Origin of the sequence: Actinacidiphila glaucinigra (genome assembly GCF_900188405.1) — a bacterium.
In the GTDB taxonomy this organism is placed as follows: domain Bacteria; phylum Actinomycetota; class Actinomycetes; order Streptomycetales; family Streptomycetaceae; genus Actinacidiphila; species Actinacidiphila glaucinigra.
The window spans coordinates 118207-144910 of the sequence record NZ_FZOF01000015.1; the positions used below are offsets into that span (position 1 = coordinate 118207).

At 71.7% G+C, this 26704-nt stretch carries 31 protein-coding genes and 3 tRNA genes; 23 read left to right on the forward strand and 11 right to left on the reverse strand.

All coding sequences use genetic code 11. The features are described 5' to 3' along the window. Nucleotides 1-112: 112 nt before the first annotated feature. The 12 genes from CHF15_RS26500 to CHF15_RS26555 all read left to right on the forward strand — a co-directional run bounded on the left by CHF15_RS26500 (nt 113) and on the right by CHF15_RS26555 (nt 11258). On the forward strand, nt 113-481 hold the full coding sequence (locus tag CHF15_RS26500; RefSeq protein ID WP_018558821.1) for an NADH-quinone oxidoreductase subunit A: 369 nt from the start codon (nt 113-115) through the stop codon (nt 479-481). Beyond that, nucleotides 472-1089 (forward strand): NADH-quinone oxidoreductase subunit B, encoded by a 618-nt coding sequence (locus tag CHF15_RS26505; protein WP_089226397.1) that lies wholly within the window; start codon nt 472-474, stop codon nt 1087-1089. Before CHF15_RS26500 ends, CHF15_RS26505 begins: the two co-directional genes overlap by 10 nt. Beyond that, nucleotides 1086-2204 carry an NADH-quinone oxidoreductase subunit C gene (locus CHF15_RS26510; RefSeq protein WP_089226398.1) on the forward strand — a complete coding sequence of 373 codons (1119 nt, stop codon included), beginning with the start codon at nt 1086-1088 and terminating at the stop codon, nt 2202-2204. Before CHF15_RS26505 ends, CHF15_RS26510 begins: the two co-directional genes overlap by 4 nt. Next, nucleotides 2201-3163, forward strand: coding sequence for an NADH-quinone oxidoreductase subunit NuoH (gene nuoH, locus CHF15_RS26515; RefSeq protein WP_089226399.1), 963 nt, complete (start codon nt 2201-2203; stop codon nt 3161-3163). The genes CHF15_RS26510 and nuoH overlap by 4 nt, the downstream gene beginning before the upstream one ends. Continuing rightward, complete coding sequence (locus CHF15_RS26520) at nt 3163-3741, forward strand: NuoI/complex I 23 kDa subunit family protein (RefSeq protein ID WP_089226400.1); 579 nt, start codon at nt 3163-3165, stop codon at nt 3739-3741. The genes nuoH and CHF15_RS26520 overlap by 1 nt, the downstream gene beginning before the upstream one ends. Next, nucleotides 3738-4295 carry an NADH-quinone oxidoreductase subunit J family protein gene (locus CHF15_RS26525; RefSeq protein ID WP_089226401.1) on the forward strand — a complete coding sequence of 186 codons (558 nt, stop codon included), beginning with the start codon at nt 3738-3740 and terminating at the stop codon, nt 4293-4295. The genes CHF15_RS26520 and CHF15_RS26525 overlap by 4 nt, the downstream gene beginning before the upstream one ends. Next, complete coding sequence (gene nuoK, locus CHF15_RS26530; protein WP_089226402.1) at nt 4295-4681, forward strand: NADH-quinone oxidoreductase subunit NuoK; 387 nt, start codon at nt 4295-4297, stop codon at nt 4679-4681. The genes CHF15_RS26525 and nuoK overlap by 1 nt, the downstream gene beginning before the upstream one ends. Then, a complete protein-coding gene (locus tag CHF15_RS26535; protein ID WP_089226403.1) occupies nt 4678-6681 on the forward strand; it encodes an NADH-quinone oxidoreductase subunit 5 family protein in 2004 nt (667 codons plus the stop codon). Before nuoK ends, CHF15_RS26535 begins: the two co-directional genes overlap by 4 nt. A gap of 3 nt (nt 6682-6684) precedes the next feature. After that, nucleotides 6685-8250: a complex I subunit 4 family protein gene (locus CHF15_RS26540; RefSeq protein ID WP_089226404.1), complete on the forward strand. Its 1566-nt coding sequence runs from the start codon at nt 6685-6687 to the stop codon at nt 8248-8250. Further along, the gene (locus tag CHF15_RS26545) at nt 8250-9758 is read left to right on the forward strand and encodes an NADH-quinone oxidoreductase subunit N (RefSeq protein WP_089226405.1); all 1509 of its coding nucleotides are present in this window, start codon (nt 8250-8252) and stop codon (nt 9756-9758) included. Before CHF15_RS26540 ends, CHF15_RS26545 begins: the two co-directional genes overlap by 1 nt. A 120-nt stretch (nt 9759-9878) precedes the next feature. Then, nucleotides 9879-10739: a zinc metalloprotease HtpX gene (gene htpX / locus CHF15_RS26550; protein ID WP_089226406.1), complete on the forward strand. Its 861-nt coding sequence runs from the start codon at nt 9879-9881 to the stop codon at nt 10737-10739. Between the two features lie 117 nt (nt 10740-10856). Next, complete coding sequence (locus CHF15_RS26555) at nt 10857-11258, forward strand: YccF domain-containing protein (RefSeq protein WP_089226407.1); 402 nt, start codon at nt 10857-10859, stop codon at nt 11256-11258. A 28-nt stretch (nt 11259-11286) separates the two neighbouring features. Here the strand turns inward: CHF15_RS26555 and CHF15_RS26560 are convergent, their stop codons facing one another. From CHF15_RS26560 to CHF15_RS26575, 4 genes are all read right to left on the reverse strand, one after another. Then, the gene (locus CHF15_RS26560) at nt 11287-12669 is read right to left on the reverse strand and encodes an FAD-binding oxidoreductase (RefSeq protein WP_089226408.1); all 1383 of its coding nucleotides are present in this window, start codon (nt 12667-12669) and stop codon (nt 11287-11289) included. Nucleotides 12670-12745: 76 nt separating this feature from the next. Further along, nucleotides 12746-13198 carry a flavodoxin family protein gene (locus CHF15_RS26565; RefSeq protein WP_089226409.1) on the reverse strand — a complete coding sequence of 151 codons (453 nt, stop codon included), beginning with the start codon at nt 13196-13198 and terminating at the stop codon, nt 12746-12748. Continuing rightward, nucleotides 13199-14521, reverse strand: a complete 1323-nt coding sequence (locus tag CHF15_RS26570; RefSeq protein ID WP_089226410.1) for a radical SAM protein — start codon at nt 14519-14521, stop codon at nt 13199-13201. 192 nt (nt 14522-14713) lie between these two features. Beyond that, entirely contained in the window at nt 14714-15202 is a 489-nt protein-coding gene (locus tag CHF15_RS26575) for a YajQ family cyclic di-GMP-binding protein (protein WP_018558836.1), read from the reverse strand. A 189-nt stretch (nt 15203-15391) separates the two neighbouring features. On the opposite strand from CHF15_RS26575, the gene CHF15_RS26580 reads away from it, so the two are divergent. The 3 genes from CHF15_RS26580 to CHF15_RS26590 all read left to right on the forward strand — a co-directional run bounded on the left by CHF15_RS26580 (nt 15392) and on the right by CHF15_RS26590 (nt 17087). Continuing rightward, nucleotides 15392-15473, forward strand: a tRNA-Tyr gene (locus CHF15_RS26580). A gap of 260 nt (nt 15474-15733) precedes the next feature. Further along, nucleotides 15734-16165: a DUF4259 domain-containing protein gene (locus CHF15_RS26585; RefSeq protein ID WP_089226411.1), complete on the forward strand. Its 432-nt coding sequence runs from the start codon at nt 15734-15736 to the stop codon at nt 16163-16165. 94 nt (nt 16166-16259) lie between these two features. After that, nucleotides 16260-17087: a hypothetical protein gene (locus CHF15_RS26590; protein WP_089226412.1), complete on the forward strand. Its 828-nt coding sequence runs from the start codon at nt 16260-16262 to the stop codon at nt 17085-17087. 241 nt (nt 17088-17328) lie between these two features. Here the strand turns inward: CHF15_RS26590 and CHF15_RS26595 are convergent, their stop codons facing one another. The 4 genes from CHF15_RS26595 to CHF15_RS26610 all read right to left on the reverse strand — a co-directional run bounded on the left by CHF15_RS26595 (nt 17329) and on the right by CHF15_RS26610 (nt 20024). Then, nucleotides 17329-17868, reverse strand: a complete 540-nt coding sequence (locus tag CHF15_RS26595) for a DUF2218 domain-containing protein (protein ID WP_179279969.1) — start codon at nt 17866-17868, stop codon at nt 17329-17331. A gap of 93 nt (nt 17869-17961) precedes the next feature. Further along, the gene (locus CHF15_RS44480; RefSeq protein ID WP_089226414.1) at nt 17962-18750 is read right to left on the reverse strand and encodes a hypothetical protein; all 789 of its coding nucleotides are present in this window, start codon (nt 18748-18750) and stop codon (nt 17962-17964) included. Continuing rightward, the gene (locus tag CHF15_RS26605) at nt 18747-19304 is read right to left on the reverse strand and encodes a SigE family RNA polymerase sigma factor (RefSeq protein ID WP_089226415.1); all 558 of its coding nucleotides are present in this window, start codon (nt 19302-19304) and stop codon (nt 18747-18749) included. The genes CHF15_RS44480 and CHF15_RS26605 overlap by 4 nt, the downstream gene beginning before the upstream one ends. A gap of 30 nt (nt 19305-19334) precedes the next feature. Next, the gene (locus CHF15_RS26610; RefSeq protein ID WP_143681637.1) at nt 19335-20024 is read right to left on the reverse strand and encodes a hypothetical protein; all 690 of its coding nucleotides are present in this window, start codon (nt 20022-20024) and stop codon (nt 19335-19337) included. Between the two features lie 888 nt (nt 20025-20912). On the opposite strand from CHF15_RS26610, the gene CHF15_RS26615 reads away from it, so the two are divergent. Then, a complete protein-coding gene (locus tag CHF15_RS26615) occupies nt 20913-21464 on the forward strand; it encodes a DoxX family protein (RefSeq protein WP_245939053.1) in 552 nt (183 codons plus the stop codon). 155 nt (nt 21465-21619) lie between these two features. After that, the gene (locus tag CHF15_RS26620; protein WP_089226418.1) at nt 21620-21865 is read left to right on the forward strand and encodes a hypothetical protein; all 246 of its coding nucleotides are present in this window, start codon (nt 21620-21622) and stop codon (nt 21863-21865) included. Here CHF15_RS26620 and CHF15_RS26625 read toward each other — a convergent pair. From CHF15_RS26625 to CHF15_RS26635, 3 genes are all read right to left on the reverse strand, one after another. Beyond that, the gene (locus CHF15_RS26625; protein WP_089226419.1) at nt 21835-22302 is read right to left on the reverse strand and encodes a nuclear transport factor 2 family protein; all 468 of its coding nucleotides are present in this window, start codon (nt 22300-22302) and stop codon (nt 21835-21837) included. The genes CHF15_RS26620 and CHF15_RS26625 overlap by 31 nt on opposite strands. A gap of 174 nt (nt 22303-22476) precedes the next feature. Beyond that, nucleotides 22477-23139, reverse strand: a complete 663-nt coding sequence (locus tag CHF15_RS26630; protein WP_089226420.1) for an NAD(P)H-binding protein — start codon at nt 23137-23139, stop codon at nt 22477-22479. Between the two features lie 28 nt (nt 23140-23167). Then, a complete protein-coding gene (locus tag CHF15_RS26635) occupies nt 23168-24412 on the reverse strand; it encodes an amidohydrolase family protein (RefSeq protein WP_089226421.1) in 1245 nt (414 codons plus the stop codon). 213 nt (nt 24413-24625) lie between these two features. Here CHF15_RS26635 and CHF15_RS26640 point away from each other — a divergent pair. From CHF15_RS26640 to CHF15_RS26665, 6 genes are all read left to right on the forward strand, one after another. Beyond that, a tRNA-Thr gene (locus CHF15_RS26640) sits at nt 24626-24698 on the forward strand. Nucleotides 24699-24744: 46 nt separating this feature from the next. Beyond that, a tRNA-Met gene (locus CHF15_RS26645) sits at nt 24745-24817 on the forward strand. 87 nt (nt 24818-24904) lie between these two features. Further along, nucleotides 24905-25069 (forward strand): 50S ribosomal protein L33, encoded by a 165-nt coding sequence (gene rpmG / locus CHF15_RS26650; protein ID WP_004571794.1) that lies wholly within the window; start codon nt 24905-24907, stop codon nt 25067-25069. Between the two features lie 100 nt (nt 25070-25169). After that, nucleotides 25170-25622, forward strand: a complete 453-nt coding sequence (locus CHF15_RS26655) for a MaoC family dehydratase N-terminal domain-containing protein (protein WP_089226422.1) — start codon at nt 25170-25172, stop codon at nt 25620-25622. A 3-nt stretch (nt 25623-25625) separates the two neighbouring features. Beyond that, nucleotides 25626-26060 carry a MaoC family dehydratase gene (locus CHF15_RS26660; RefSeq protein ID WP_089226423.1) on the forward strand — a complete coding sequence of 145 codons (435 nt, stop codon included), beginning with the start codon at nt 25626-25628 and terminating at the stop codon, nt 26058-26060. Nucleotides 26061-26137: 77 nt separating this feature from the next. Then, entirely contained in the window at nt 26138-26701 is a 564-nt protein-coding gene (locus CHF15_RS26665; RefSeq protein ID WP_179279970.1) for a TetR/AcrR family transcriptional regulator, read from the forward strand. The last annotated feature ends 3 nt before the right edge of the window (nt 26702-26704 follow it).

Here is a 26704-nt window from a genome sequence, read left to right on the forward strand (position 1 = left end):
GTGGTTCGGCTCCGGGGGGCAGGGCCTAGACTCCGTTCGTACAGATCGTCTAAAAGATCCACCGGGATCGCTGGACAACGCGCTTACGACGAGAAACGAGGGGCGGACGGACGTGGACTACTTCCACGGCTACTCGGTCGTCGGGCTGGTCGCGGTGCTCGGGGTGCTCTTCGTGACCGTGGCCTTCGGGGCCGGTCGCCTGCTGCGGCCCGTGGTGCCGACGCAGGAGAAGATGCTCACGTACGAGTGCGGCGTCGACCCCGTCGGCGAGGGCTGGGCGCACACCCAGATCCGCTACTACGTCTACTCGTTCCTGTACGTCATCTTCGCGGTCGACGCGATCTTCCTCTTCCCCTGGGCGACGGTGTTCGCCGCCGAGGGGTACGGCGGCACGACGCTGGTCGAGATGTTCGTCTTCCTCGGCTTCCTCGCCGTCGGTCTGCTCTACGCCTGGAAGAAGGGCGTCCTGGAATGGACGTGACCGATGTGACCGATGTGAGCACTCCCGAGTACCTGCCGGAGCCGCGACGCCTCGGTACGCTCGCGCGCCTGGCACCCGAACCGATGAAGGTGGTCCTGAACTGGGGCCGCCGCTACAGCCTGTGGGTCTTCAACTTCGGGCTCGCCTGCTGCGCCATCGAGTTCATCGCCGCCTCCATGGCCCGGCACGACTTCATCCGGCTCGGCGTGATCCCCTTCGCGCCCGGCCCGCGCCAGGCCGACCTCATGGTCGTCTCGGGCACCGTCACCGACAAGATGGCCCCGGCCGTGAAGCGTCTGTACGAGCAGATGCCCGAGCCGAAGTACGTCATCTCCTTCGGCGCCTGCTCCAACTGCGGCGGCCCCTACTGGGATTCGTACTCCGTGACCAAGGGCGTCGACCAGATCATCCCCGTCGACGTCTACGTGCCCGGCTGCCCGCCGCGGCCCGAGGCGCTGCTGCAGGGCATCCTCAAGCTCCAGGAGAAGATCGCCCGCGAGTCGCTCGGCGAGCGCTACGGCGACGGCGGCACCCCGCGCGCGTCCACCGCGGCGCTGCGCAGCGGCCTCGTCCAGGCCCCGCCGCCGCCCGGGGAGGCCGCGAAGTGACCACGCCCTTCGACCGGCTCCCCGAGCCGGACGCCGTCGCCGAGGTCTTCGGCGCCGAGGCCACGGCGGAGGAGGCGTACGGCCTGCTGACCGTCGACGTCCCCGCCGCCTCCTGGACCGACGCCCTGCGCGCCGCCCGGGACACCCTCGGCTGCACCTTCTTCGACTGGCTCAGCGCCGTCGACGAGGGCGGCGCCGGCTTCCGCGTCTGCGCCCACGTCGTCGCCCCCGCGGTCGGCTCGGTGCGGCGCCTGATGATCCGTACGACCGTCCCGCACGAGGCACCGGCCCTGCCGACCGCCGTCGGCGTCTACGCGGGTGCCGCCTGGCACGAGCGCGAGACGCACGAGATGTTCGGCGTGGACTTCACCGGGCACCCGCACCTGGTGCCGCTGCTGCTGCCCGAAGGCTTCGAGGGGCACCCGCTGCGCAAGGACTTCGTGCTGGCGGCACGCGTCGCGAAGGCGTGGCCCGGCGCGAAGGAGCCGGGGGAGTCCGACCACGGCGGCCCCAAGAGGCGGCAGATGCTGCCCCCCGGTGTGCCCGATCCCAACGACTGGGGCCCGATGAAGGGCCAGCTCCCGCCCGCCCCGGCGCGCCCCGCCCGGACCCCGCGCGCCGCCGGAGCCGCAGGTGCGGCGGGCGCCGCCGAGCGCCCGGCCCGGCGTACGCGCAGTGTCACCGAGGGCTCCGCCAGCCAGGGTGCCGCCGAGGCCCCGGCGGCGTCCGAGGCCCCCGCCGCCACCCCGCGCCGCACCCGCTCGGCGAGCGACGGCTCGGCCGGCCAGGCCGGCCGGACGGGAGCCGCCGAGGCCCCTGAGGCCCCCGCCGCTCCCGTGACGCCCCGCAAGCGCACCCCGGACGCCCCCTGGGACGTCCCCCGCGACACCGCACCGGCCGCAGAACCGGCCGCAGAACCGGCCGCCGAACCGGCCGCCGCCGCTCCGGCGGCGGAGCCCGACGCGGCGAAACCCGGCAAACCCGCGCCGCCCGCCAAGGGCGGCACCGGCGAGCCCGCCGAAAGCTCCCCCGCCGAAAACTCCCCCGACGGCAGCCCGGCCACCCCGCCGGACGCCCCCGGCAACGACGACGCAGAAGGAGGCAGCACACCGTGAGCGACGCCCTCGAAGTGATCCTCCGGCTGCTCGCCGTGCTCGTCGCCTTCCTCGTCCTGCCCCTGGTCGTCGGCCAGACCGAGCACAAGGTCATGGCCCACATGCAGGGACGTCTCGGGCCCATGTACGCCGGCGGCTTCCACGGCTGGGCCCAGCTCGTCGCCGACGGCGTGAAGTTCGCGCAGAAGGAGGACGTGGTCCCGGCCGACGCGGACCGGAAGATCTTCCAGCTCGCGCCCGCCGTCGCACTGCTGCCCTACCTCCTGGTCCTCATCGCGATCCCGATCGGCCCCGGCGGACTCGTCGGCCAGGACATCGACGCGGGCCTGTTCTTCGTCCTCGCCGTGATGGGCGTGGGCGTGCTCGGCTCGCTCATGGCCGGCTGGGCCTCGGCCAACAAGTTCTCCCTCCTCGGCGGTCTGCGCAGCGCAGCACAGCTGATGTCGTACGAGCTGCCGATGCTGCTCGCCGCCGCGTCCGTCGCCATGGCGGCCGGGACGCTGTCACTGCCCGGCATCGTCGACGCGTACGCCTGGTGGTGGACGCCGTGGCAGCTGATCGGAGCCGTCGTGTTCTTCACGGCCGGCCTCGCCGAGCTCCAGCGCCCGCCGTTCGACATGCCCGTCGCGGACTCGGAGATCATCTTCGGTGCCTACACCGAGTACACGGGGATGCGCTTCGCCCTGTTCCTGCTCGCGGAGTACGCCGGCATCGTCGTGCTCTGCGGCCTGACGACCGTCCTGTTCCTGGGCGGCTGGCACGGCCCCTGGTCCGACAGCCTCGGCTGGCTGTGGACGCTGCTCAAGACCGCGGCCCTGGCCTTCGTCGTGATCTGGCTCCGGGTCACGTACCCCCGGCTGCGCGAGGACCAGCTGCAGAGGTTCGCCTGGACCGTCCTCATCCCGCTCGCCCTGACCCAGATCGCGCTCACCGGCGTGGTGAAGGTGGTGATCTCCTGATGGGCATCCCCGGTTCCGGCCTGGCCAAGGGCCTCGCCGTCACCCTGCGCACGATGACCCGGCGCTCGCACACCGCGCAGTACCCCGAGGTGCAGCCCGAACTGCCGCCCCGCTCCCGCGGAGTGATCGCGCTGTTCGAGGAGAACTGCACGGTCTGCATGCTGTGCGCCCGCGAGTGCCCCGACTGGTGCATCTACATCGACTCCCACAAGGAGACGGTGCCCGCCACCGCCCCCGGTGGCCGCGAGCGCAGCCGCAACGTGCTGGACCGCTTCGCCATCGACTTCTCGCTCTGCATGTACTGCGGCATCTGCATCGAGGTGTGCCCCTTCGACGCCCTGTTCTGGTCGCCGGAGTTCGAGTACGCGGAGACCGACATCCTCGAACTCACCCACGAGCGCGACAAGCTGCGCGAGTGGATGTGGACCGTGCCCGCCCCGCCGCCGCTCGACCCGGCCGCCGAGGAGCCCAAGGAACTGGGTGCCGCCCGCAAGGCTGCGGAGAAGGCCGCCGCAGCGGCCGCCGCCGCCCAGGGCGAGGCAGGGACCGGGCGCGAGCAGCCGGGGGGCGAGGCGTGAACGTCGCCGCAGCCCACCCCGGCTTCCTGTCCCCGACCGGGGTCGAGATCGTCTTCGTCCTCGTCGGCGTCGCGACCCTCGCCGCCGCCGTCGTCAGCGTCACCACCAAGCAGCTGGTGCACGCCGCACTGTGGCTGGTCGTCGCGCTCGGCGGCGTCGCCGTCGAATACCTCCTCCTCACCGCCGAGTTCATCGCCTGGGTGCAGGTGCTGATCTACGTCGGGTCCGTCGTCGTGCTCGTGCTGTTCGGCCTGATGCTCACCAAGGCGCCCATCGGGCGCTCCCCGGACGCCGATTCCGGCAACCGGATCGCGGCCCTCGCCGTGGCGGTCGCCGCCGCGGGCACGCTGGTGTGGGTCGTGGTGGACGCCTTCCGGTCCACCTGGATCGACGTGGACGGCGCCCCGCAGGGCTCCACCAAGGTCACCGGCGAGATCCTCTTCCGCCACTGGGTGCTGCCGTTCGAGGCGCTGTCCGTGCTCCTGCTCGCCGCGCTCGTCGGTGCGATCGTCCTGTCCCGCAAGCAGTCCCGTCAGCAGCCGGGGGAGCGCTGATGCATCTCGCCTATCCCGCCGTCCTCGCCGCCCTCCTGTTCTCCGTCGGCCTGTACGGCGTCCTCGCCCGGCGCAACGCGATCCTCGTCCTGATGTCGGTCGAGCTGATGCTGAACGCGGTCAACCTCAACCTGGTCGCCTTCGACGTCTGGCTCCGCGACACCCTCCACGCCGGGCAGGCGCTGACGCTGTTCGTCATCGTCGTCGCCGCCGCCGAGATCGGCATCGGTCTCGCCATCGTGCTGCTGGTGTACCGCAACCGGGGCAGCTCGGACGTCGACCGCCTCACCGACCTCGCCGAGCACGGACCGCATGATCCGCACGACCCGCAGGGCGAAGGGGACGGGCCCTCCGCACCCGAAGAGAAGGCCGAGGCCGCAGCGTGACCCTGACGACCCTCGCCGTCCTCGTCCCCCTCCTCCCCTTCCTCGGCGCCGTCGGCGGTCTGCTGCTCGGCCGCACCGCCCCCGGCTTCGCCCGGCCGCTGGCCGTGCTGCCCACCGCGACCGCCTTCGTGCTGGCCGTCGTCGTCGCCGTACGGCAGGGCAGCGGCCCGGCCACCGACGCCGCGACCCGGCTCACCCCGACCGGCTCGGTGCCCGTCGACCTGGCCCTGCACCTCGACGGCTTCGCGGTGCTCATCGCCGTCCTCGTCGGGCTGGTCGCCACCTGCGTGCAGCTGTACTCCACGGCCTACCTGCGCCACGACCCCCGGTACGCCTCCTACTCCGCCCTGGTCTCCCTCTTCACCGCCGCCATGTTCCTGGTCGTCTACACCGGCGACCTGATGGTGCTGCTGGTCGGCTGGGAGATCATGGGCATCTGTTCGTACTTCCTGGTCGGCCACTACTGGGAGACCGAGGTCGCCCGGGCCGCCTCCCTCAAGGCCTTCCTCGTCACCAAGCTCGGTGACGTCCCCTTCCTGATCGGTGTCTTCGCGCTCGCCGCCGACGCCGGGACCTTCCGGATCAACGGCATCCTCACCGCCGCGACCCACGGCGAGATCGCGCACCCGACCGTCGTCGGCCTGCTGCTGCTCGCCGGGGTCGCCGGCAAGTCGGCGCAGTTCCCGCTGCACACCTGGCTGCCCGACGCGATGGCCGGCCCCACCCCGGTGTCCGCGCTGATCCACGCCGCCACGATGGTCGCGGCCGGCATCTACCTCGTCGCCCGGCTGCTGCCGGTCTTCGAGGCCTCCACCGTCACCCTCGCGGTGCTCGGCGTGCTGGCCGCCGTCACCATGATCGGCTCCGCTCTGGCCGCGCTTGCCCAGGACGACATCAAACGCGTGCTCGCCTACTCGACGATCGGCCAGCTCGGCTACATGGCCGCCGCCCTCGCCGTCGGCGACCGTAGCGCCGCCGTGTTCCACCTCGTCTCGCACGGTGCCTTCAAGGCCCTCCTCTTCCTCGCCGCCGGCGTCGTCATCCACGCCGCCGGCACCAACTCGCTGGCCGCGATGTCCCGCATGGGCGACCTCGGCAAGCGCGTCCCCGACGCCATGTGGACCATGGGCATCGCGCTGGCCGCCCTGGCCGCCATCCCGCCCTTCTCCGGCTTCTTCTCGAAGGAGTCGGTGCTGCGGGCGGCCGAGCACGCCGCCTCCGGCCACGCCGAGGGCGTCCCGTCGGCCGTCGGCTGGCTCGTCCTGGTCGCCGCGCTGCTCACCGCCGTGCTCACCGCGGGCTACGCCACACGTCTGTTCCTCCTCGCCTTCCGCGGCCGGGGCGCCACGGCTCCCGAGGCCCACGGCAGGGAACCGGCCGCCATGACCGTCGTGCTGTGGGTGCTGGCCGTCCCGACCCTCGCCTTCGGCGCCGTCGCCCTCGTACCCTCGCTCCTCGACCTCCCCGCCTGGCTCGACGGCAACGCCCTCGCCCCGACCCTGGTCACCTCGATCCTCGGGGTCGGCCTCGCCGTCGTCGGCATCCTCGCGACCTACGGCGCCTGGCAGGCCGCCGCGACCCGCCGCGGCGCCCCGCTCGGCGCGGTCGTCACCGCCGAGGCCGCGGAGGAGGAGCCGGCGCTCACCGAGGCCGCGGCACTGCAGACACACGAGCAGGTCTACGGGGACGTCGCCGCCGCCCAGGACCCCGCCGACCCAGGACGCCTGCTGCTCGGCCCGCTCTTCGAGCCCGCCTCGCACGGCTTCCGCCTCGACGCCCTGTACGCCAAGCTCTTCGTCCGCCCCGTGCTCGCCGCCTCCGGCCTCGTCCGCTTCCTCGACCGCGAGGTCGTCGAGACGTACGTCCGCGGCGCGGGCGGACTGCCCCGGCTGCTCGGCGCGCTCGTGCGCCGCACCCAGACGGGCAACGTGCAGACCTATATCAGCGTGCTGCTGGCCGGCTCCGTGATACTCGCCGTCCTCGTCGCCGTCGGAGCGTGAGCCGTGAACGACACCGTCCTCCAGTACGTCCTCGCGGCCGCCGTCCTCCTGCCGCTGCTCGGCGCCGCGGCGGCCCTGCTGCCGCCCCCGCCCGGCCTGAAGGGGAAGAACCCCGACCAGGCCGTGCTGCGCCACGGCGTCACCGTCACCGGTCTCGTCCTCGTCCTGAGCATCGTCCTCGCCGCGGGCTTCGACCACGACAACCCCGCGACGATGCAGGCGAGCACCGACATCAGCTGGATCCCGGCGCTCGGCATCCGCATCCACCTCGGCATCGACGGCATCAGCCTCCCCCTCCTCGTCCTGACCGCGCTGCTGACCTTCCTCTGCGCGCTCTACAGCTACTTCAAGATGCCCGCGGGTCCTTCCCCGAAGGCCTTCGTGGCGCTCCTGCTCCTCCTGGAGACGGGCACGCTCGCCACCTTCGCCGTGCTCGACCTGGTGCTCTTCTTCCTCGCCTTCGAGACCGTCCTCATCCCGATGTACTTCCTCATCGCCCGCTGGGGCGGCGAGAACCGGGAGAAGTCCGCCCTCCGCTTCATCCTCTACACACTGCTCGGTTCCGTGATCATGCTGCTCGGCCTGCTCCTCATCGGGCTGAAGGCGGGCACATTCGACATGGTGGCACTCGCCACTGACAACGGGTCACCGCTCAGTCACTCCACGCAGCTGATCGCCGTCCTCGCCATCGGCCTCGGCCTCGCCGTCAAGGCCCCGATGTGGCCGCTGCACAGCTGGCTCCCCGACGCCCACACCGCCGCGCCCACGGTCGGCTCGGTGCTGCTGGCCGGGGTCCTGCTCAAGATGGGCACCTACGGCTTCGTGCGGATCCTGCTCCCGGCCGCCCCCGAGGGCATGCAGACCTTCGCGCCCTATCTGGCCGCCCTCGCGGTCGTCGGCATCGTCTACGGTTCGCTGGCCTGCCTGGCCCTGGCCCGCCGCGGCGCCGGCGGCGACCTCAAGCGGCTCATCGCCTACAGCTCCGTCGGCCACATGGGCTTCGTGCTGCTCGGCATCGCGACCCTGACCCCCACCGGTGTCAACGGCGCGCTCTTCGCCAACATCGCCCACGGGCTCATCACCGGCCTGCTCTTCTTCCTGGTCGGCGCCCTCAAGGACCGCTACGGCTCCACCGACCTGGACAGCCTCGCCGGGCAGACCGGCGCCGCGCTGTACGGCAAGGCCCCCCGCATGGGCGGCCTGCTCGCCTTCGCGGCCGTCGCCTCCCTCGGCCTGCCGGGTCTGGCCGGTTTCTGGGGCGAGATGCTCGCGATGTTCGGGTCCTTCAAGCCCGCCCCGGGCCTGGACCGCGGTGCGTACCTGGTCTTCACCGCGGTCGCCGCCTTCGGCACCCTGCTCACCGCCGCGTACCTCCTCGTCGTCGTGCGCCGCGTGTGCATGGGCGAACGCGACACCGTCCAGGCCGCTCCGGCACTCGCCGACGTCCGGGGCTACGAGTTCGCGGCCTGGACCCCGCTGGTCGTCCTGACCGTCCTCGCGGGCCTCTGGCCCGCCGCCCTGCTCGGTCTCACCGACCCGGCCGTGCGCACCCTGCTCGGAGGCAGCTGATGAGCACCCTCGCCACCTCCGTCGTCCAGTCGGTCGACTGGGCCGCGATCGCCCCGCCCGGCATCGTGGCGGCGGCCGCGCTCGTCGTGCTGGTCGCCGACCTCTTCCTGCCCGAGGGCCGCAAGCAGCCGCTGGTGGGGATCACCCTGGCCGGCCTCGTGCTCGCCGGACTGAGCCTGCTGCCGCTGCTCGACGGCGACCGCAGCACCTTCTGCCTCGTCGGCAGCCCCGCGGACTGCTCCTACGTCGCCGACCGCTTCACGCTCGTCGTGCAGCTGCTGGTCCTGGCCGGCGCGCTCGTCGCCGCCCTGCTGTCGGTGCACACCCTCGACGAGCTGCCGGCCGGCGAGTTCTGGTTCCTGCTGCTCTCCTCGGCCTCCGGCGCCGCGCTGCTGCCCGCCTCCCGCGACCTGGCGACCCTCGTGATCGCCCTGGAGGTCACCACCCTCCCGTCGTTCGCCCTGGTGGGGCTGCGCCGCGGCGACCGGCTGTCGAGCGAGGCGGCCCTGAAGTTCTTCCTGTCCTCGGTCGCCGCGACCGCCGTCACCCTGCTGGGCGTCAGCTTCGTCTACGCCGCCACCGGTACCCTCCACCTGGAGGCCATGGCCAAGGGACTGCAGGGCGTCGACCCCCGCCTGGACACCCTCGCCGCCGCCGGCGCCGCCCTCACCGTCGTCGGCTTCGCCTTCAAGCTCGCCGTCGCCCCCTTCCACTTCTGGGTGCCCGACACTTACACCGGAGCCCCGCTCCCGGTCGCCGGCTACCTGTCGGTCGTCGGCAAGGCCGCCGGGTTCGCCGGCCTCATCCTCGTCACGGTCGTCGCCTTCCGGCCCTACGCGCACGTCTGGGGCCCCGCCGTCGCCGTCCTGGCCGCCCTCACCATGACCGTCGGCAACGTCGGCGCGCTGGTGCAGCGCCCCGACCGCCCGCGCAGCGCGGTCCGCCTGCTGGCCTGGTCGTCCATCGGCCAGGCGGGCTACCTGCTCGTCCCGATCGCCGCCGCCGCGTACACCGACCCCGACCGCCAGATCGGCACCACGCTGGCCTACGCGCTGATGTACGCCGCCGTGAACCTCGGCGCCTTCGGCGTCGCCGCGCTCGTCGGCCGCACCGCGCCCCAGAACCGGCTCACCGACTACCGCGGCCTCCACGGCGGCCACCCGCTCGCCGCGCTGGCCATGGCCTTCTTCCTGCTCTGCCTGGCCGGTCTGCCGCCCGGCGTCATCGGCCTGTTCGCCAAGGTCGCCGTCTTCTCCTCGGCCGTCGACGCGGGCCTCGGCTGGCTGGCCGCCGTCATGGCCGTCAACGTCGTGATCGCGCTCGTGTACTACCTTCGGTGGACGGTCCTGCTCTTCGCGAAGCCCGGCGCGGAGCCGGCCGCCGCCGTACGTCCGTCGGGCCCGTCGCGCCCGCTCGGCGCCGCCATCGCGCTCACCGCCGTCGTCGGGATCGTGCTGTCCGGCGCACCCCAGCTCGTCCTCCGCTTCGCCTCCGCCACCCTGCTCTGAGCACCCGGCCGGAAGGTGCACAAGGGAACTAACGCCCTTCCGGTGGCGTTGGCCCCTTCGGGAGGTTCTCCTTGAACGAGGAGAGATGGTCCTCCTGATGCACAACTTGGAGGGTGTACCGTGCACCGCCGGCACAACGGCCTGAAGACCGCCGCGCTCCTGGGCGGAATGTCGGCTCTCATCCTGATCATCGGCAGTTTCTTCGGCCGTACGGGACTGATCGTCGCACTCGTCGTAGCCCTCGGGACCAACGCCTACGCGTACTGGAACAGCGACAAGATCGCGCTGCGCTCGATGCGCGCCCGCCCGGTCAGCGAGTTCGAGGCGCCGGCGCTGTACCGCATGGTGCGCGAACTCTCCACCTCCGCCCGGCAGCCCATGCCGCGGCTCTACATCTCCCCGACCGAGGCCCCCAACGCCTTCGCCACCGGCCGCAACCCGCGCAACGCCGCCGTCTGCTGCACCGAGGGCATCCTGCGCCTCCTCGACGAGCGCGAACTGCGCGGCGTCATCGGCCACGAGCTCAGCCACGTCTACAACCGCGACATCCTCATCTCGTCCGTCGCCGGCGCCCTGGCCTCCGTGGTCGTGTTCCTCGTCAACTTCGCCTGGCTGATCCCCGTCGGCCGCTCCGACGACGACGAGGGCCCCGGCCTGTTCGGCCTGCTCCTGATGATGATCCTCGGCCCCGTCGCGGCCTCCCTCATCCAGCTCGCCGTCAGCCGCTCCCGCGAGTACGAGGCCGACTCCTCCGGCGCCCGCCTCACCGGCGACCCGCTCGCCCTCGCCTCCGCGCTGCGCAAGCTGGAGACGGGCACCAAGCGCGCCCCGCTGCCGCCCGAGCCCCGGCTGGAGACCACCAGCCACCTCATGATCGCCAACCCGTTCCGCCCCGGCGACGTGTCCAAGCTCTTCTCCACCCACCCCCCGATGGCCGAGCGCATCGCCCGCCTCGAGGAGATGGCCGGCCACCGCCGCTGAACGCGCACGTGCGGCCCGGCCGGCGCGCGGGTACGGGCCCTGCGGGGGACGCCTGACGGAGCGGCGGCTCCCGCCCCCTGACGGGCGGGGCCCGCGGACGCATGGGAGGCTTGGGCAATGAAGGCGGTCAACATCGTCCTGAACGTCGTGTGGCTGATCATCTGGGGCCTGTGGATGGCGATCGGCTACGCCCTGCTGGGCCTGCTGATGTTCATCTTCATCATCACCATCCCCTGGGGGATCGCGTCCCTGAGGATCGCCAACTACGTGCTGTGGCCCTTCGGCCGCACCACGGTGGAACGCCGCGACGCGGGGGTCGGGTCGCTGCTGGGGAACATCATCTGGCTGGTCTTCGCGGGCATCTGGCTCGCCATCGGCCATGTGATCGCGGGCATCGGCTTCTGCCTGACGATCATCGGCATCCCGTTCGGCATCGCCAACTTCAAGATGGTGCCGATCTCCCTGGTGCCGCTCGGCCGCGAGATCGTCCCCGTCGACGCCCCGTACGCCACCCGCTGAACGCGGGCCCGCGTCCCCCTGCCGGGCCTCAGCCCGGCTCGATGTTGTGGTTCAGCCGGAAGACGTTCTCCGGGTCGAACTCGGTCTTCACCCGTGCCAGCCGACCCAGGTTGTGCGCACCGAGTCCGGCGATCACCCGGCCCTCGCCCTCGTCGCCGATGAAGTTCAGATAGACCGCGCCCGACGACCACTGCCGCAGGTCCGCACGGACGTCGTGCGCCCACCGCCGGGCCCGCTCGTCGTCCGCCGGGTCCGCCCACAGACCGAACGGGTGCGCCACCCAAGGCGCCCGGCGCCAGGGCAGCGGGTAGTCGGCCGGAGCGCGCGCCACAGCGCCGCCCCCGGGGAACAGCATCTGCTGGGAGGGGGAGGGGACCACCATGTCCCGGGCGCGGGCGCAGAAGCGGTCCGCGGCCTCGTCGGGGAAGTCGTCCAGGTACTCCGCCGACCAGTAGTTCCGGTAGCCCGGTGGGTCGTCGAGCATGGACTGCAGATCCGCGTACGGCATCTCCGCCATCAGGCGGCCCTGCGGAGCGAGCGCGAGCAGCGGCTCCAGCACCTCGCGCGCCACGTCCGCGGTGCCCGCGTACGTGAACACCACGGCGCACGCGAGCGTCCCCACCAGGTGCTCCGGCACGAACTCCTCCGGCGGCCCGGTCAGGAAGAGCATGCCCCCGCCCACCTCGTCCGGGGCCGACGCCAGCAGGGTGCGGTAGGCGCGCAGCACCTCGGGGCCGGCGTCCGGCGGCCACAGCAGCACGGCCAGGGTGGCCGCGGGCAGCGGGTGCAGCCGCAGCGTCAGGGAGGTGGCGACGCCGAAGTTGCCGCCGCCCCCGTGCAGGGCCCAGAACAGCTCCGGGTTCTCGTCCTCGGCGGCCCGCACCAGGGTGCCGTCCGCCGTCATCAGCTCGGCCTCCGCCAGGTTGTCGCAGGCCAGCCCGAACTTGCGCTCCAGCCACCCCGATCCGCCTCCGAGGGTGAAGCCGCCCACGCCGGTGGTGGACACCCGCCCGCCGGTGGTCACCAGGTCGAACGGCTGCGTCGCCCGGTCCAGGTGGCTCATCGTGGCGCCCCCGCCGACCCGTGCCGTGCGCGCCGCGGGATCGACGACCACCGCGTGCATACGCCGCAGGTCGACGACGATGCCGCCGTCGCTCAGGGCGTTGCTGGCGACGCTGTGCCCGCCCCCGCGGACGGCGACCTCCAGCCCGCGCTCACGGCCGAAGCGGATCGCGGCGGCCACGTCGTCCACCGTCTCGCACAGGGCGATCACGGACGGCCTGCGGTCGATCATCGCGTTGAACAGCGTGCGGCTCTCGTCGTACGACGGGTCTTCCGGTGCGACGACCTCGCCCGTGAACCCCGAGCGCAGGGCGTCCACTGCCGCGTCGTCCAGGACATGGGGTGCCATGGGTGCTGCCCCCTCTCTCCACCTCCACGGTAGGACGGGGGCATGGGCCCGGCACGTCGGCGCCGGGCCCGTGCGGTCAGTCCGCCAGCCCGGCGGCCAGGGTCGCGCCCAGCTCCCAGCAGGCCCGCAGATCGGCCTTGGACGGCTCCCCGGTGACCGTCACCTCCGCCGCGGCCTGCTCCCAGCCCAGGCCCGTGGTGATCGACCGGATCCCCCGCACCGTCCCCGTGACGTCGTTGCCGCCGTGCACGTAGTAGCCGAACGGGCGGCCGCGCGTGCTGTCCAGGCAGGGGTAGTAGACCTGGTCGAAGAAGTGCTTGAGCGCCCCCGACATGTAGCCGAGGTTCGCCGTCGTGCCCAGCAGGTAGCCGTCCGCCGCGAGCACGTCGGAGGCCGTCGCCGCGAGGGCGGCCCGCCGTACGACGTCCACGCCCTCGATCTCGTCGGTGGTCGCGCCGGCGACCACCGCCTCGAACATCGCCTGCAGGTTGGGCGACGGCGTGTGATGCACGATCAGCAGGACCGGCACTCAGCTCACTCCGACGGGCGCCGACGCCGGCAGGCTGTCCATGAACGAGCTCACCGAGAACACCGCGTTGCCGGGACCGGCCGGGCCGTACCCGGGCGGCGAGCTCAGCCCGTACTCCTCCAGCGTCGCGCGGTACACGTCCAGCAGGCGGATGTGGTACTCCAGCGGCGCGCCCTCCGGGTTCGCCTTGCCCAGCGGGGTCGTCGGCTCCGGGCACCAGGTGGTGAAGCGCGGCGTGATGCCACGCGACATGAAGAAGCGCAGGCCCTCCGCCGTGGAGTCGATCGCCTCCCCGACGCTGGTGAAGCCGAACGGCTCGGCCATCTCCACGCCCGCCACGAAGTTGGGGATCACGTTGCGCGGACCGAAGATCTCCGCCGAGTCCAGGATGCGGCGGTGCCACTCGTCCCGGCCGACGTAGCGCTCCTTGCCGGGGCAGTACAGCTCGAACAGACGGCGGTCCCACACCTCGTAGTTGGGGTGGTAGATCTGCACGCCGTAGTCCTTGAAGCGCTGCACGTCCTCCTTGGGCAGCGCCTGCGCGACGACCTTGCCGATCCAGCGACCGGGGAAGCGCTCCTCGATGGCCTTCGCGTAGTGGCCGTAGAAGTCGGCCTCGTCCCGTCCGGCGACCTTGGAGGTGATCGCCCCGCCGGTGAGGGTGTACGCGGTGGAGGACTTCGTCTCGTCGTACTTGTCGATGATCTCCAGCGCCTCCAGCACCTCCTCGACCGGCTTCACACCCGTGTAGGGGCGGCCGGCCGCCTTGTGCTGGCGCCAGTTGTGGTTGATGTCGCAGTACTGGCACTCCTCCTTGGCGCCGAAGTACTGGCACACGCGGAAGACCGTCAGGTAGATCAGGTAGCCCCACTGGATCGTGGGCGCGACCTCCATCACCGACTTCCCGTTCTCCAGGCTGTGCCGGTAGTACGCCGGCATCGGCGGCAGGCCGACGTCCGCGATGCGCACCCCGTCGAGGTAGAGGCCGAGCACACCGCGCCCGCCCGCCCGCACGCGGTACGGCGAGGCCGGGTTGACCCGCACCGACACCACCGTGCGGCGCAGGTCGTACGGCCCGCCGGTGAGCACGATCTCCTCCGGCGGCCGCTTCAGCGCGGCGGCGCCCAATTCGGGGAGCGTGCGATGGTCGAAGGAGAAGATGAAGTAAGACTTCGGTTTGACGTCGCCGTCCTCGTTGCCGCTGAGCGCGGACTCGTCGAACGCGATCCCGCCGCGCAGCAGGTCCTCCTTGATGACCGCCTCGCGGGGAACGTGCGGGAAGCGGCTCATCAGGTCCTCGACCAAAGCGGTGCGGCTTTGCATGCCCGGCTCCATCCTCGAGACGCTGCCCCGGGTCCGCCGTCGACGGGCGGGGCGGTCCCGGGGAGACCTAACAGGAAGACACTACGCACCTGCGGCGGCCTCCCGGGCGGCACCCTCCGAATGCGCCCCGTCGTGCGCGCGGCAAAGGCCCCGGCCGCCTCCTCCCGACCGGGACCTCCGGCAAGACCTCGCTCAGCGGTAGTTCACGAACTGCAGCGCGAAGTCGAGGTCCTTGCCCTTCAGCAGCGCGATGACGGCCTGCAGGTCGTCCCGGCTCTTGGAGGTGACGCGCAGCTCCTCGCCCTGGACCTGGGCCTTGATGCCCTTGGGCCCCTCATCGCGGATGATCTTGGCGACCTTCTTGGCGTTCTCCTGCGAGATGCCTTCCTCGATGGTCGCGAAGATCTTGTACTCCTTGCCGGACAGCTGGGGCTCGCCCGCGTCCAGCGACTTCAGCGAGATCCCCCGCTTGACCAGCTTGGTCTCGAAGACGTCCAGGATGGCCTTGACCCGCTCCTCGGAGTTGGCCTGCATCAGGATCTTGTCCCCGGACCACGAGATCGACGCGCCGACGTTCTTGAAGTCGTAGCGCTGCGAGATCTCCTTCGCGGCCTGGTTGAGGGCGTTGTCGACCTCCTGCCGCTCGACCTTCGAGACGATGTCGAAACTGGAGTCGGCCATCTTCTGTTGGCTCCTTGGCTCTGATCTGTCAGGTTCGCGACCCGCTACCGGGCCGCCCCCGCAAGCCTAGCCACCGGACCCGCCCGGAGCGCTGATCAATAGGGTGGCGGAGCACCCCCGCGCATCGGGTATTGTTTACGACGTCGCCAAGGGGGACCGCACACAAGCGGCCCGCGGAGACACTTCCCAGGCGGTGTGCCCGAGTGGCCAATGGGAGCGGACTGTAAATCCGTCGGCTTAGCCTACCCAGGTTCGAATCCTGGCGCCGCCACAGTGGAAACACAGCCCCTGAGCTGCGGAAACGCAGATCAGGGGCTGTTTTGTTTGCACCGGCGGATGCTGGTCACTGTCTCGCTTCGTCCCGTTCTTGTACGGCCTCTACCAGCGGTTGTGGACGGGGTGTGGACGGGAATCCGGTGCCCGACCTGCGGGGCTGTGGGGCATCCGTGGGACGGCGGACCCTGGTCGGCGTCAACCGCCTTGTCAGTGGCCGGTGCGAGGCTCCGGGCGTAGCCGTGCGAGGAGATCATCATGGGTACCTGGGCTACCGGCCCTTTCGACAACGACACCGCCGCGGACTTTGCCGACGCTCTCGACGACGCCAAGCCCGAGGAACGCGAAGCCCTGATCCGCGGCGTGCTCACCCGGACCGTGGACGCCAGCGGCTACCTCACGGAAGCGGAGGAAGCCGTGGCCGCTGCGGCACTGATCGCAGCGCAGTGTCCAGGCGGTGAACCAGTCGACACGTCCTACGGCCCCGAAACACTGATGCCGGCCTTCCCCTCCGATCTCCGGCCCTTGGCGGACGAAGCCCTCGCCCGCGTCGTCGGCGACGAATCCGGATTGGCGTCCAACTGGGTCGATCCACGGGACGGGAGGCAATGGCGTGCGACGCTCAACCGCCTTCGCGCCGTACTCGCCCCGCCACCACCGACCATCCCGCTCTTTGACATCGAGCCATAGCGCAGGGCGGTGGGCCGGGCGGGCGGGGCGGAAGGCATGAACTCATCAGATAAGCTGCCGCCTCTTCCAACGGCATTCTGCTGAAGAGGTGTGAATGAAAACTGGCAGACGAATCGCCGCGGTGGCCACGCTTGTGGGGGCGCTGGGGCTCTCGGCGCTGAGCGCGCCGACGGCTCAGGCGGCGGACACCGGCATCACCGTGTCGAGCATCGTCGTCAACAACGGCAAGCCGATCGTCGTCGGCACGTCGAAGGTGGTGGAGCCGTCCATGCGGTTCAACATCGCGCTGCCTTCCGGGTACAGCACCGCCGACCCCTCCCGCTACGACACATTCCCCTTCCTCTACCGCGGCAGCATCAACACGGCGGCGGACACCGGGGAGAACTTCATCGGGCCGGGCAGCTACACCTGTTACGAGATCGACTCCAAGCACGCTCGCTGCGAGGGCAACCTCTACATCGACCCGCACCCGAGCCAGGAGCACGTCGACTCCAACAGTGACGCCACGACCTGGAAGGTCGGCGTCTCGCTGCGGCTGTGGAAGGCCAGCGGCGGCCTGAAGACCGCGGAACGCGAGACGCGCTCCACGACCGTCCAGCTCAAGCGCGCGGCCAAGGCCACCACCAACGCCTCGCCGGAGCCGGTCACCAAGGGCAAGCCGATCACTGTCACGGGCAAGCTGACCCGGGCGAACTGGAGCACGAAGAAGTACGGCGCCTACAGCGGCCGTTCGGTCAGCCTCCAGTTCCGTGCCAAGGGCGCCGACACCTTCAAGACGGTCAAGAAGGCCACCACCAGCAGCACCGGGGGCCTGAAGACCACGGTCACCGCATCGATCGACGGTTACTACCGCTGGGTGTACTACGGCAACTCCACGACCGGCGTCGCCACCAGCGCCTCCGACTACGTCGACGTGCGCTAGAACCGGGCCGGGCGGTCCACTTCACGCGGACTGTGAAGCCGACGCCAGGTGGAACTCCAGGCTCACCCATGTGAGAGTCGGGCCCGGCGCGGCGCGCCGGGCCCGTTGGCGGGACCGTGACGGTCAGCCGCCGGTCTCGACCGTGATCCGAGCGGTTCCTGAAACGTGGTCGGCGAGCGCGCAGCGTTCATGGGACCGGCCGTGCCTTCTGCCGCCGGCGGCAATGGACGGCTACCGCGGATCAGCGGGCTTGGCGGGCCTGCCCGCGGCGAACGGTGCGGCGGCGGAGCATGTAGGCGGTCTTGGCCAGGAGGGCGGCCAGTACGGCGGCCAGGGCCCAGTGCTTCCAGGGACCGGACGCCAGCAGGAGTCCGCCCAGGCCCAGGTGGGCGGCGACGACCAGGACGACGACGGCTGCGATGCCGAGCTTCGTGCGGTGGCGTGGGTGGGGCGTTACGGTCACGGCCGGCTGCCAGGTGACCGGAGGTGCGTCGGGCCCGCCGGTCTCCCGCAGGCGCTCGGTGATCAGCCGCTGGATGCGCCGGAGGCCGTTCCGGTCGGCGGCTTCGACGCGGAGCGTCAGCGCATCGGGCCCCGCCTGCAGGGTGCACCGGCCGCCTTCGAAGTCGATGGTCCCGTGCGTGTCGGACCACTCGGCGAGCCGCTCGGGCTGCGGGCGGCTGCCCGCCGTGCCCGCCCACTCGCGCAGTCGCGCCAGGTACCGGCCCGGGTGGTCGGTATGCACATGGCCTTCGGCCTGCTGCGGCTGCTCGGCGCCCATGATGAGGAACCCCACCTTCCGTGGCCGGTGTGTTTTCTCCATGAGGACAGGGCGGCCGGGTGGTATGTGACAGCGGCCACGCTCGTTCAGAGGTCAGCGCCACTGGGTTTCGTGGGTGAGGCGGTGGTGGCGCTTGTCGTACTGGTCGACGGCCGAGATGGTCTTGCCGTTGGGTATGGCGACGGCCCAGGCGCGGTAGTCGGTGCCCGGGACGGTGACCGTGTTGGCTTTGAGGTGGGTGCCGTCGGTGAGGTTGACGATGCCGTAGGCGATGTCGGCTTCGGCGTTGGAGACCATGAGGCGGGAGCCGCTGGTGCCTTTGCCGTGGAAGCCCCACAGGCCCATGCTGCCGGAGCCGGCGGGGTCGTGGCTGCCGGTGACGGGCTGGCAGTCGGACCAGGGCCCGCCCTGGTGGTCGATGCGGACGCCGCCGATGTACATCCGCTGGCACAGCAGCGCCGTGCCGGAGGCTGTGGTCCCGTCGGGCGCCGTGGGCAGTTCGTAGCCCTCCGGCAGTGACCGGTGGAACTCCAGCGTCACCGACCAGGGGGCGCCGCCCGTCGTGCCCCCGTCCACCGAGACGGTGAGGGGCCCGGGCGTCGCGGTGGCGGTCGGGCTCGCGGCGGGGGAGGAACGCTGCGCGGGACCGGCGGAAGGGTGGGGACCCTGGAGTGCGACGGCCAGGGCGGCGGCGAGGACGCAGGCGGCACCGGCCACGGCGCCGACCGCAGTGGCGGCGCGATGGCGCTTCCTGCGGGCGCGCGCGGTGGCGAGGATCCGTTCGACGGGAGCCTGCGAGGAGGGGTAGGCGTCGCGCGACCGCACGAAGGCGTCGCGCAGCCAGTCCTCTTGGGCGGTGTGTCGGTCCTGGTCGGGAGTCATCGTGCCTCTGCGGGGCGGCTGGACGGGTGAAGCCGGGCGAGGGTCCCCCGGTTGCGTAGTTTGTCCAGGGCCCGGGAGGCCTGGCTCTTCACGGTGCCGACCGAACAACCGAGGATGTCCGCCACATCCTCCGCGGACAGGTCCTCGCAGTAGCGCAGCACGACGACCGCCCGCTGCCGCTCGGGCAGTTCGGCGAGCAGGCGGGCCAAGGCGTCGTAGCCGTCCACGCCCCCGACACCCGCCACGTCCTCGGGGACGGGGCGGGTGTCGGGCAGTGACGGAAGGAGGAGGTGGGCGATCCTGCGGCGGCGGTGCCGGCTACGGTTGGTGTTGACCAGCGCGCGCCGCACGTAGTGCTCGGCGTGCTCGGGCCGTAGCCGTCCCCAGTGCGGGTACACCCTGGCCAGCGTGGACTGCACCAGGTCTTCCGCTTCGTGGAAGTCCCCGGTGAGCAGGTACGCGGTGTGGGTCAGGGCGCGCCAGCGGGCGGCGACGAACCGGGTGAACTCCGCGTCCGGTCCGCCGTCCTCGGCTCGGTGGTCACGTGGTTGCACGGCAGGAGGTGCCCGTCCTTCTTCCCGGGGTCAGCGCCAGTAGGTGTCGTGGGTGAGGCGGTGGTGGCGCTTGTCGTACTGGTCGACGGCGGAGATCGTCTTGCCGTTGGGTATGGCGACGGCCCAGGCGCGGTAGTCGGTGCCCGGGACGGTGACCGTGGCGGCCTTCAGACGGGTGCCGTCGGTGAGGTCGACGATGCCGTAGGCGATGTCGGCCTCGGGGTTGGAGACCATGAGGCGGGAGCCGCTGGTGCCCTTGTCCTGGAAGCCCCACAGGCCCATGCTGCCGCTGCCGGCGGGGTCGTGGGTGCCGGTGACGGGCTGGCAGTCGGACCAGGGGCCGCCCTGGTGGTCGATGCGGACGCCGTCGATGTACATGCGCTGGCACAGCAGTGCCGTGCCGGGGGCGGGGGTCCCGTCGGGGGACGTTGGCAGTTCGTAGCCCTCGGGCAGCGTCCGGTGGAACTCCAGCGCGACCGACCAGCGCTTGCCGTCCACGCGGCCCTTGCCGATCAGCTGCGTGACGATCTCGGGCGTCTGCTTCCGGGGCGCGGCGACCGCCTTGGCGGCCGCGGCGGCGGGTGCTGCGCCGACCTGGTGTGCGGCCGGTGCCGCCGGGCCCGCCGGCGCCGCCACCGCGGAGGCGCCGAACGACACCGCGCCGATGGCGACCGCTGCGGCGGTCGCCATGCCCGCCTTCCTGGCAAAACTGAGAGCCACGGAGCATTTCTCCTTCGAAGCCGCCGCCCGGCACTGCGCCGGGCGGTCCTTGACGGCCGGCGCGGTGGGCCCGCGCGCCGGCCTGCGGCGGCCACCGGATGTGGTGGCCGCCGCGTGGACGTCTGTTCGTAGGTACTCCCGAAAACGCGCGGGGGGTTGCACGGCCGCGCAACTTCGTTCGCCGCGAGGCTGGTTGAGGCCGCCCCGTACGCCGGCGTCCGGCAGGCCCCGCCGCGCGGGGCGGGTACGTCCCGCAGGACAACCCGCTCCTTGCGGTCCGCGTCGGCCTCGAGGCCGGCCGGCCGGCCGGGCCTGCGGCCTCGGGCTCCACGACGCCCAGCCCTTCGTGGGCGGACGCCACGACCACCACGGCGACCGGATCGCCCCCGCACCCCCGACAGCCCCCTCGACACGGAGTCCCCGCACGCCCGGGCCGCGACTGGTTCGTCGACCCGCAGGCGATCACCGCGGATCCCGCGGCCGGGCACCACCTGGCCGCGATCCACCGGGGCGGTGCGGTACCTCGGCGGAGAGTGGGACGCGAGCCGCCGCCGCCCCTCGGCGGACGCCGCAGACCGGGCCGGCCGGGCCCTGGCATCCGTCCTCTCGGTCCCCTTCCGCTTCGCCGGTCCGGACATCCCGGACGACCGGGCCCCGCGACTGCGGCTCTGAGGGGTGAGGCCACCGGTGCCATTCGGCACTTCCAGAATTTCGGGATGAGATGTACGAAAGAGGGGAAAGTGGTTGAAAGCGGCACACAGATATCGCGTGCCTTCCGAGGGAGGAGGGATGCCTGTGTGATCCGCGGTGACCGCATCAACACGCTCCGCTGCCCCCCGGGACGGCCGGCGCCGCCCGTCGGGGCTTGGAGGCAGAAGAGGGTTCCCCATGCACTACATAGCTGAGCGATTGCGCGTTCCGCCGCAGACCGAGGAGGTCCCGCCGCGGCGGCCGCGGGTGACCGCCGGTGACTGCGGCCTGCTGCTGATCAGGCTCACCTTCGGCGTCCTGATGGCGGGGCACGGGCTCCAGAAGACCCTCGGATGGTTCGGCGGCCAGGGGCTCACCACCACCGGCAAGGGCTTCGAGGAACTGGGCTACTCGCCGGGCAAGGTCTACGCCGCCATCGCCGGGGCCTCGGAGTTCCTGGGCGGCGTGGGCCTCGCGCTGGGGCTGCTCACCCCGCTCGCCTCGGCCGCGCTGATCGGCGTGATGATCAATGCGATGGCCACCGTGACCGGCGCCCGCGGGCTGTGGGACGAGCAGGGCGGCATCGAGTACAACCTGGCCATCACCGTCGTCGCCCTCGGCATCGCCGCGATCGGCCCCGGGCGGCTCGCACTGGACCGCTACTTCCGCTGGGGGAGGGGCGGCTGGGCCGATGCCGCCGTCGCCCTGGGCCTGGGTGGTGTGGGGGCCCTGGTCGTCCTGAACCTGTAGGCAGCCCCGTCGACGGCACGTCTTCCCACGGCCCCGGGGTGCGGGGGAGCCCCGGGGCCGTAGGACGTCCGACGGCGGGCTCCGTCACAAGCTCACCCCTACGAGTGACGCGTGAGACGTGCCGAGAAAATCGAACACGTGATTGAATATCGTGCATGGCCAACACCGTGTTCCCGCCCGATCTGGTGCAGGCGCAGCGCGAATGGCACCGCACCTACGCGCGACTCGCAGCGGAGCCGGCGCATGCGGCGCTGCTGCGGCGACGTCTGCTGTGGCTCTCCTGCCGTCTGTTCTGGCACCCCTACTGGCGTACCGGCCCGGGCCGCTCGCCCGCGGCCCGGGTGGAGTTGCGGCAGCAGGCGCTGGCCGCTCAGAACCCGAGGTCGGAAAGACCCGGGTGATCGTCGGGCCGCCGTCCCAGCGGCCAGTGGTACTTGCGCTCCGACTCGGCGATGGGGGTGTCGTTGATGCTGGCCAGGCGTACGCGCATCAGGCCCTCGTCGTCGAACTCCCAGTTCTCGTTGCCGTAGGAGCGGTACCAGTTGCCGGAGTCGTCGCGGCACTCGTAGGCGAAGCGGACCGCGATGCGGTTGCCGTCGAAGGCCCAGAGCTCCTTGATGAGCCGGTACTCCTGCTCCCTCGTCCACTTCCGGGTGAGGAACGCGACGATCTCCTCCCGTCCGTGGACGAACTCGCCGCGGTTCCGCCACCGGCTGTCCGGCGTGTAGGCGAGGGACACCTTCTCGGGGTCGCGGCTGTTCCAGGCGTCCTCCGCGATGCGGACCTTCTCGATCGCGGTCTCGCGGGTGAACGGGGGTGCCGGGGGCTTTATCGGCATGCTCTCTCCGTGACGTCAGGGGGATGGTGCTGGGCGTCCCGATACGATCAAGTGCAGCCCAGAGCCGCGCTGATCGCATCTCGGCCGTTCCCCCTCTACCCGCCCGCCCCAGCCAACATCCGCGCCTCGCGGAAACGGGGTCCGGGGGCCAAGGCATCCGTTCCGGGGTGCGGTTCAGTTGCCGGCGACGTCCTTCACCGCGACCGACACCGGTGTGTGACCCTCGATCAGCTCCAGGGTGAGCCCCGCCGTCGAGGGCGTGTCGAGCAGCTCCGCGAGGACCGCCGCGACGTCGTCACGCGTCACCGAACCGCGCCCGGTGTCGGCGGCGAGCCGGACCCGCCCCGTGCCGGGGTCGTCGGTCAGACGGCCGGGGCGGACGATTGTCCACTCCAGGGCGGCACGACGGCGCACCTCGGCGTCGGCGGCTCCCTTGGCGCGCAGATAGGCGGCGAAGACCTCGTCGGTACCGGGGCGGGGATCGGCCTCCGCCCCCATCGCGGAGACCATCAGGTAACGGCGCACGCCCGCGCGTTCGGCGGCGTCGGCCAGCAGCACGGCGGCGTCCCGGTCCACGGTCTCCTTGCGGGCGGCGCCGCTGCCCGGCCCCGCGCCCGCCGCGAAGACGACCGCGCCCGCGCCGGCCAGCGCCCGGGCCACCTCGTCCACCGACGCCGACTCCAGGTCGAGCACGATCGGCTCGGCGCCGGCCTCGCGCAGGTCATCGGCCTGTTCCGGCCTGCGGATGATGCCCGCCACCTCGTCCTCGCGCGCGGCGAGCAGCCGTTCCAGCCGCAGCGCGATCTGTCCATGTCCACCAGCGATCACAGTGCGCATGCCACCGACGCTACGCCCGGCGTGCCGTTCATGCCGGGTCACGGCGGCTCCTCGATTGACGCGGCAGGTCGAGCGCCAGGGTGTCGGTGTACTCGCGCACCGCGCTCGTCCGCGAGACGACCCGCCCCCGGTGGATGACGATCCGGCTGTACGCCAGCGACAGCGCGCTCTCCAGCCGGTCGGCCCGCACCGCGAGCAGCTCGGCGGGGAAGCCCGCCTCCACCCGCACCTCGGGCAGCCCCATGACGGCGCGGGCGTCCCGGCTCACCGCCTCGTAGGCCTCCCCGGGGGCGCACTCGCCGTGTGTGGCGAGCAGGAAGGCGGCCTCCAGGGGGTCGCCGCGGCCGACGGGGTTGGCCAGATCGCGCAGTGCGCCGCTGCCCGCGGCGATCCGGACGCCTGCCGCCCGCAGCGTCCGCACCGGCGCGGTGCCGCCCCGGCGCACCGACTCCAGTGCGCCGCAGCCGCCCTGCGGGAGGGCGGTCAGCGAGACCCCGGCGGCGGCGAGCTGCCCGGCGAGACGGACGGTGGTGTCGTACGGGAGCCGGGTCAGACCGCCGCAGGGGCCGAGGGCGACGCCCGGGCGCAGCCCGCCCGCCATCGCGGCGAGCCGGGAGAGCCGGGCCGGGTCGGCGGCGTCGGTGTGCAGGTCGACGGGGAGGCCGAACTCGGCGGCGACGGTGAGCACGGTCTCCGCGTAGCCGGCCGGGTCGGGGTCGAGGTCGGGGCAGCCGCCCACCACGTCGGCCCCCATCTTGAGGGCGTCGCGGAGTACGGCGAGGCCGTCCGCGCCCGCGGGCCCGGTGAGCACCCGGGGCACGGCGACGGTCTGCACGTCGACCAGGCCGCGCAGCGCGCGCCGGGCCTGCAGCGCCGCCTCCAGGGCGCGCAGCCCCTGCACGTCGCCGATGCGGATGTGGGTGCGGACCGCGGTGGCGCCGTGGCCGAGCTGGTGGAGGGCGCCCTCGGTGACCCGGCGCTGCACGTCCTCGGCGTCGTACGAGGGCGGGCCGGCGGAGCCGGCGGTCAGGGCTGTGTCGAGGTGGGCATGGGGTTCGGCGGGGGCGGGCAGCAGGAGGTAGCCGCCGAGGTCGACCCGGGTGCCCTCGTGGAGGCTGCCGGCGGTGCCGACGGCCTCGATGCGCGCTCCGGCCAGACGCACGTCGACGGTGCGGCCGTCGGCGAGGCGGGCACCGCAGAGCAGGAGGGCGGGGGCTGGGGCGGCTTCGCCGAGCGGGGGGTCGGTGGGCTGCTGCGGCTGGCTGTCGGTCATCGCGCTCCTCGGGGCCGGAGGCAAGATCACGCGGTTCCGAGCCTAGGGGGCCGTGCCCGGTCCGTCCGGGAAGAGCGAATAGTCGTACTGGTGACGTCAAGTGACGTATGGGGCCGAGCGGCTGGGGCGGCGGAGGCGGGAGGTGGTCCGGCGACTGCCCGCAAGATACGGATTTCACCTTCGGCTGCGGACCGTGTAATGTCTTCCTCGCTCGCCCCAATAGCTCAGTCGGCAGAGCGTCTCCATGGTAAGGAGAAGGTCTACGGTTCGATTCCGTATTGGGGCTCTGGTGATCGGATGACCCGCCACCCGGCGGGTGATCTTTTCATCGAAGCGGCGTAGCTCAGTCGGTAGAGCAAGCGGCTCATAATCGCTGTGTCACCGGTTCAAGTCCGGTCGCCGCTACCCGCGTAGCCGATTGTGGGATCGGTCCCTCAATCGGCTACTCTTTCCGTGTTCAAACCTTATTGCCGTTCGTCAAGGAGCACTCACGTGGCCGCCACCGACGTCCGCCCGAAGATCACGCTGGCCTGCGTGGAGTGCAAGGAGCGGAACTACATCACCAAGAAGAACCGGCGCAACGACCCGGACCGTCTTGAGATGAAGAAGCACTGCCCGCGCTGCAACGCGCACACCGCGCACCGCGAGACGCGCTGATCCAGGCCGTAAGACCAACGAGGCCGCCCCTGCCAACGGGGGCGGCCTCTTGGCGTTGGCGGACCCGCCGACGTGTACATCACAGCTCCAGGAGGTGCCGATGGCGCTGGACCAGTCCTTCGTGGGGCGGACGTATCCGCCCACCGCTCCGTACGAGGTGGGCCGGGAGAAGATCCGCGAGTTCGCCGAGGCCGTCGGTGACCCGAACCCGGTCTACACCGACCCCGACGCGGCCAAGGCCCTGGGCCACCAGGACGTGATCGCGCCGCCGACCTTCCCGTTCGTGATCACGTTCAAGGCCTCGGGGCAGGTCGTCCTCGACCCGGAGCTGGGACTGGACTACGGCCGGGTGGTGCACGGCGACCAGAAGTTCAGCTACACCCGCCCCGTGCGGGCCGGTGACCGCCTGTCGGTGACGGTCACCATCGAGGCCATCAAGTCGCTCGCGGGCAACGACGTCATCGACGTCCGCGGCGAGGTCCACGACGAGAGCGGCGAGCACGTGGTGACGGCGCTGATGAAACTGGTGGCGCGCGCGCCGGAGGGTGAGTGACCGATGACGGCGAAGATCTCCTACGACGAGGTCGAGGTCGGCACCGAGCTGCCGGCGCGGTCCTTCCCCGTGAACCGCGCCACACTCGTGCAGTACGCCGGCGCCTCCGGTGACTTCAACCCGATCCACTGGAACGAGAAGTTCGCCAGGGAGGTCGGCCTGCCGGACGTCATCGCGCACGGCATGTTCACCATGGCCTCGGCGGTCCGCGTGGTGACGGACTGGGCCGGCGACCCGGGTGCGGTCGTGGAGTACGGCGTCCGCTTCACCAAGCCGGTCGTGGTGCCGAACGACGGCACGGGTGCGCTGATCGAGGTCAGCGCCAAGGTCGCGGCCAAGCTGGACGACGACGAGCGCACGGTCCGGGTGGACGTGACGGCCGTCAGCGCCGGGCAGAAGGTGCTGGGCATGTCCCGCGCGGTGGTCCGGCTCGCGTAGCCGTGAGGAGAGGGCGGCGGGCGTGCCCGCCGTCTTCCTCTTGCCCAGGCTTGTTATTGACTGATAACTTACTTCACATGGCAGGCGACGGGATGCGGATGAGCGCGGACGAGCGCCGCGAGGCGGCGGTCCGCGCGGCGATGGCGGAGTTCGGCACGGGTGGCTACAACGGCACCTCGACCGGCGTCATCGCCAAGCGCATGGGTGTGTCGCAGCCGTACCTCTTCAGGCTCTTCCCGAACAAGAAGGCGCTGTTCCTGGCCGCCGCGGCGCGGTGCGTCGAGACGATCGAGGCGCACTTCGAGAAGGCGGCCGAGGGGCTGGAGGGGGAAGACGCCTTCGAGGCGATGTGCGGTTCGTACCAGGAGCTCGTCGGGGGCGGCGACGTCCTGCGGATGCAACTCCAGATGTACGTGGCCGCCGTCGACGACGAGGAGATCCGCGAGGCCTGCCGGCGCGGCTGGCTGGGTCTGTGGGACTACGTCAGGGTGCGCACAGGGGCGAGCGACGGCGACATGGCGCAGTTCTTCGGCACGGGGATGCTCGTGAACGTGCTGGTGGCGCTCGGTGTCCCGCAGGACGAGCGCGGCTGGGCGGGGATCGTGGACCTCTATGGCGACCGCTTCCCGGAGAAGGGCTGACGG

Excerpts from the sequence above, each read along its gene's own strand:
- CHF15_RS26545 (WP_089226405.1), top strand. The coding sequence starts at position 8,250 with ATGAGCACCCTCGCCACCTCCGTCGTCCAGTCGGTCGACTGGGCCGCG.
- nuoK (WP_089226402.1), top strand. The coding sequence starts at position 4,295 with ATGCATCTCGCCTATCCCGCCGTCCTCGCCGCCCTCCTGTTCTCCGTC.
- CHF15_RS44480 (WP_089226414.1), bottom strand. The coding sequence starts at position 18,750 with ATGACTCCCGACCAGGACCGACACACCGCCCAAGAGGACTGGCTGCGC.
- CHF15_RS26665 (WP_179279970.1), top strand. The coding sequence starts at position 26,138 with ATGGCAGGCGACGGGATGCGGATGAGCGCGGACGAGCGCCGCGAGGCG.
- CHF15_RS26570 (WP_089226410.1), bottom strand. The coding sequence starts at position 14,521 with ATGCAAAGCCGCACCGCTTTGGTCGAGGACCTGATGAGCCGCTTCCCG.
- CHF15_RS26505 (WP_089226397.1), top strand. The coding sequence starts at position 472 with ATGGACGTGACCGATGTGACCGATGTGAGCACTCCCGAGTACCTGCCG.
- CHF15_RS26625 (WP_089226419.1), bottom strand. The coding sequence starts at position 22,302 with ATGCCGATAAAGCCCCCGGCACCCCCGTTCACCCGCGAGACCGCGATC.
- CHF15_RS26555 (WP_089226407.1), top strand. The coding sequence starts at position 10,857 with ATGAAGGCGGTCAACATCGTCCTGAACGTCGTGTGGCTGATCATCTGG.
- CHF15_RS26595 (WP_179279969.1), bottom strand. The coding sequence starts at position 17,868 with ATGGGCGCCGAGCAGCCGCAGCAGGCCGAAGGCCATGTGCATACCGAC.
- CHF15_RS26620 (WP_089226418.1), top strand. The coding sequence starts at position 21,620 with ATGGCCAACACCGTGTTCCCGCCCGATCTGGTGCAGGCGCAGCGCGAA.
- CHF15_RS26655 (WP_089226422.1), top strand. The coding sequence starts at position 25,170 with ATGGCGCTGGACCAGTCCTTCGTGGGGCGGACGTATCCGCCCACCGCT.
- CHF15_RS26635 (WP_089226421.1), bottom strand. The coding sequence starts at position 24,412 with ATGACCGACAGCCAGCCGCAGCAGCCCACCGACCCCCCGCTCGGCGAA.
- CHF15_RS26585 (WP_089226411.1), top strand. The coding sequence starts at position 15,734 with ATGGGTACCTGGGCTACCGGCCCTTTCGACAACGACACCGCCGCGGAC.
- CHF15_RS26590 (WP_089226412.1), top strand. The coding sequence starts at position 16,260 with ATGAAAACTGGCAGACGAATCGCCGCGGTGGCCACGCTTGTGGGGGCG.
- CHF15_RS26575 (WP_018558836.1), bottom strand. The coding sequence starts at position 15,202 with ATGGCCGACTCCAGTTTCGACATCGTCTCGAAGGTCGAGCGGCAGGAG.
- CHF15_RS26615 (WP_245939053.1), top strand. The coding sequence starts at position 20,913 with ATGCACTACATAGCTGAGCGATTGCGCGTTCCGCCGCAGACCGAGGAG.
- CHF15_RS26520 (WP_089226400.1), top strand. The coding sequence starts at position 3,163 with ATGGGCATCCCCGGTTCCGGCCTGGCCAAGGGCCTCGCCGTCACCCTG.
- CHF15_RS26560 (WP_089226408.1), bottom strand. The coding sequence starts at position 12,669 with ATGGCACCCCATGTCCTGGACGACGCGGCAGTGGACGCCCTGCGCTCG.
- CHF15_RS26660 (WP_089226423.1), top strand. The coding sequence starts at position 25,626 with ATGACGGCGAAGATCTCCTACGACGAGGTCGAGGTCGGCACCGAGCTG.
- CHF15_RS26630 (WP_089226420.1), bottom strand. The coding sequence starts at position 23,139 with ATGCGCACTGTGATCGCTGGTGGACATGGACAGATCGCGCTGCGGCTG.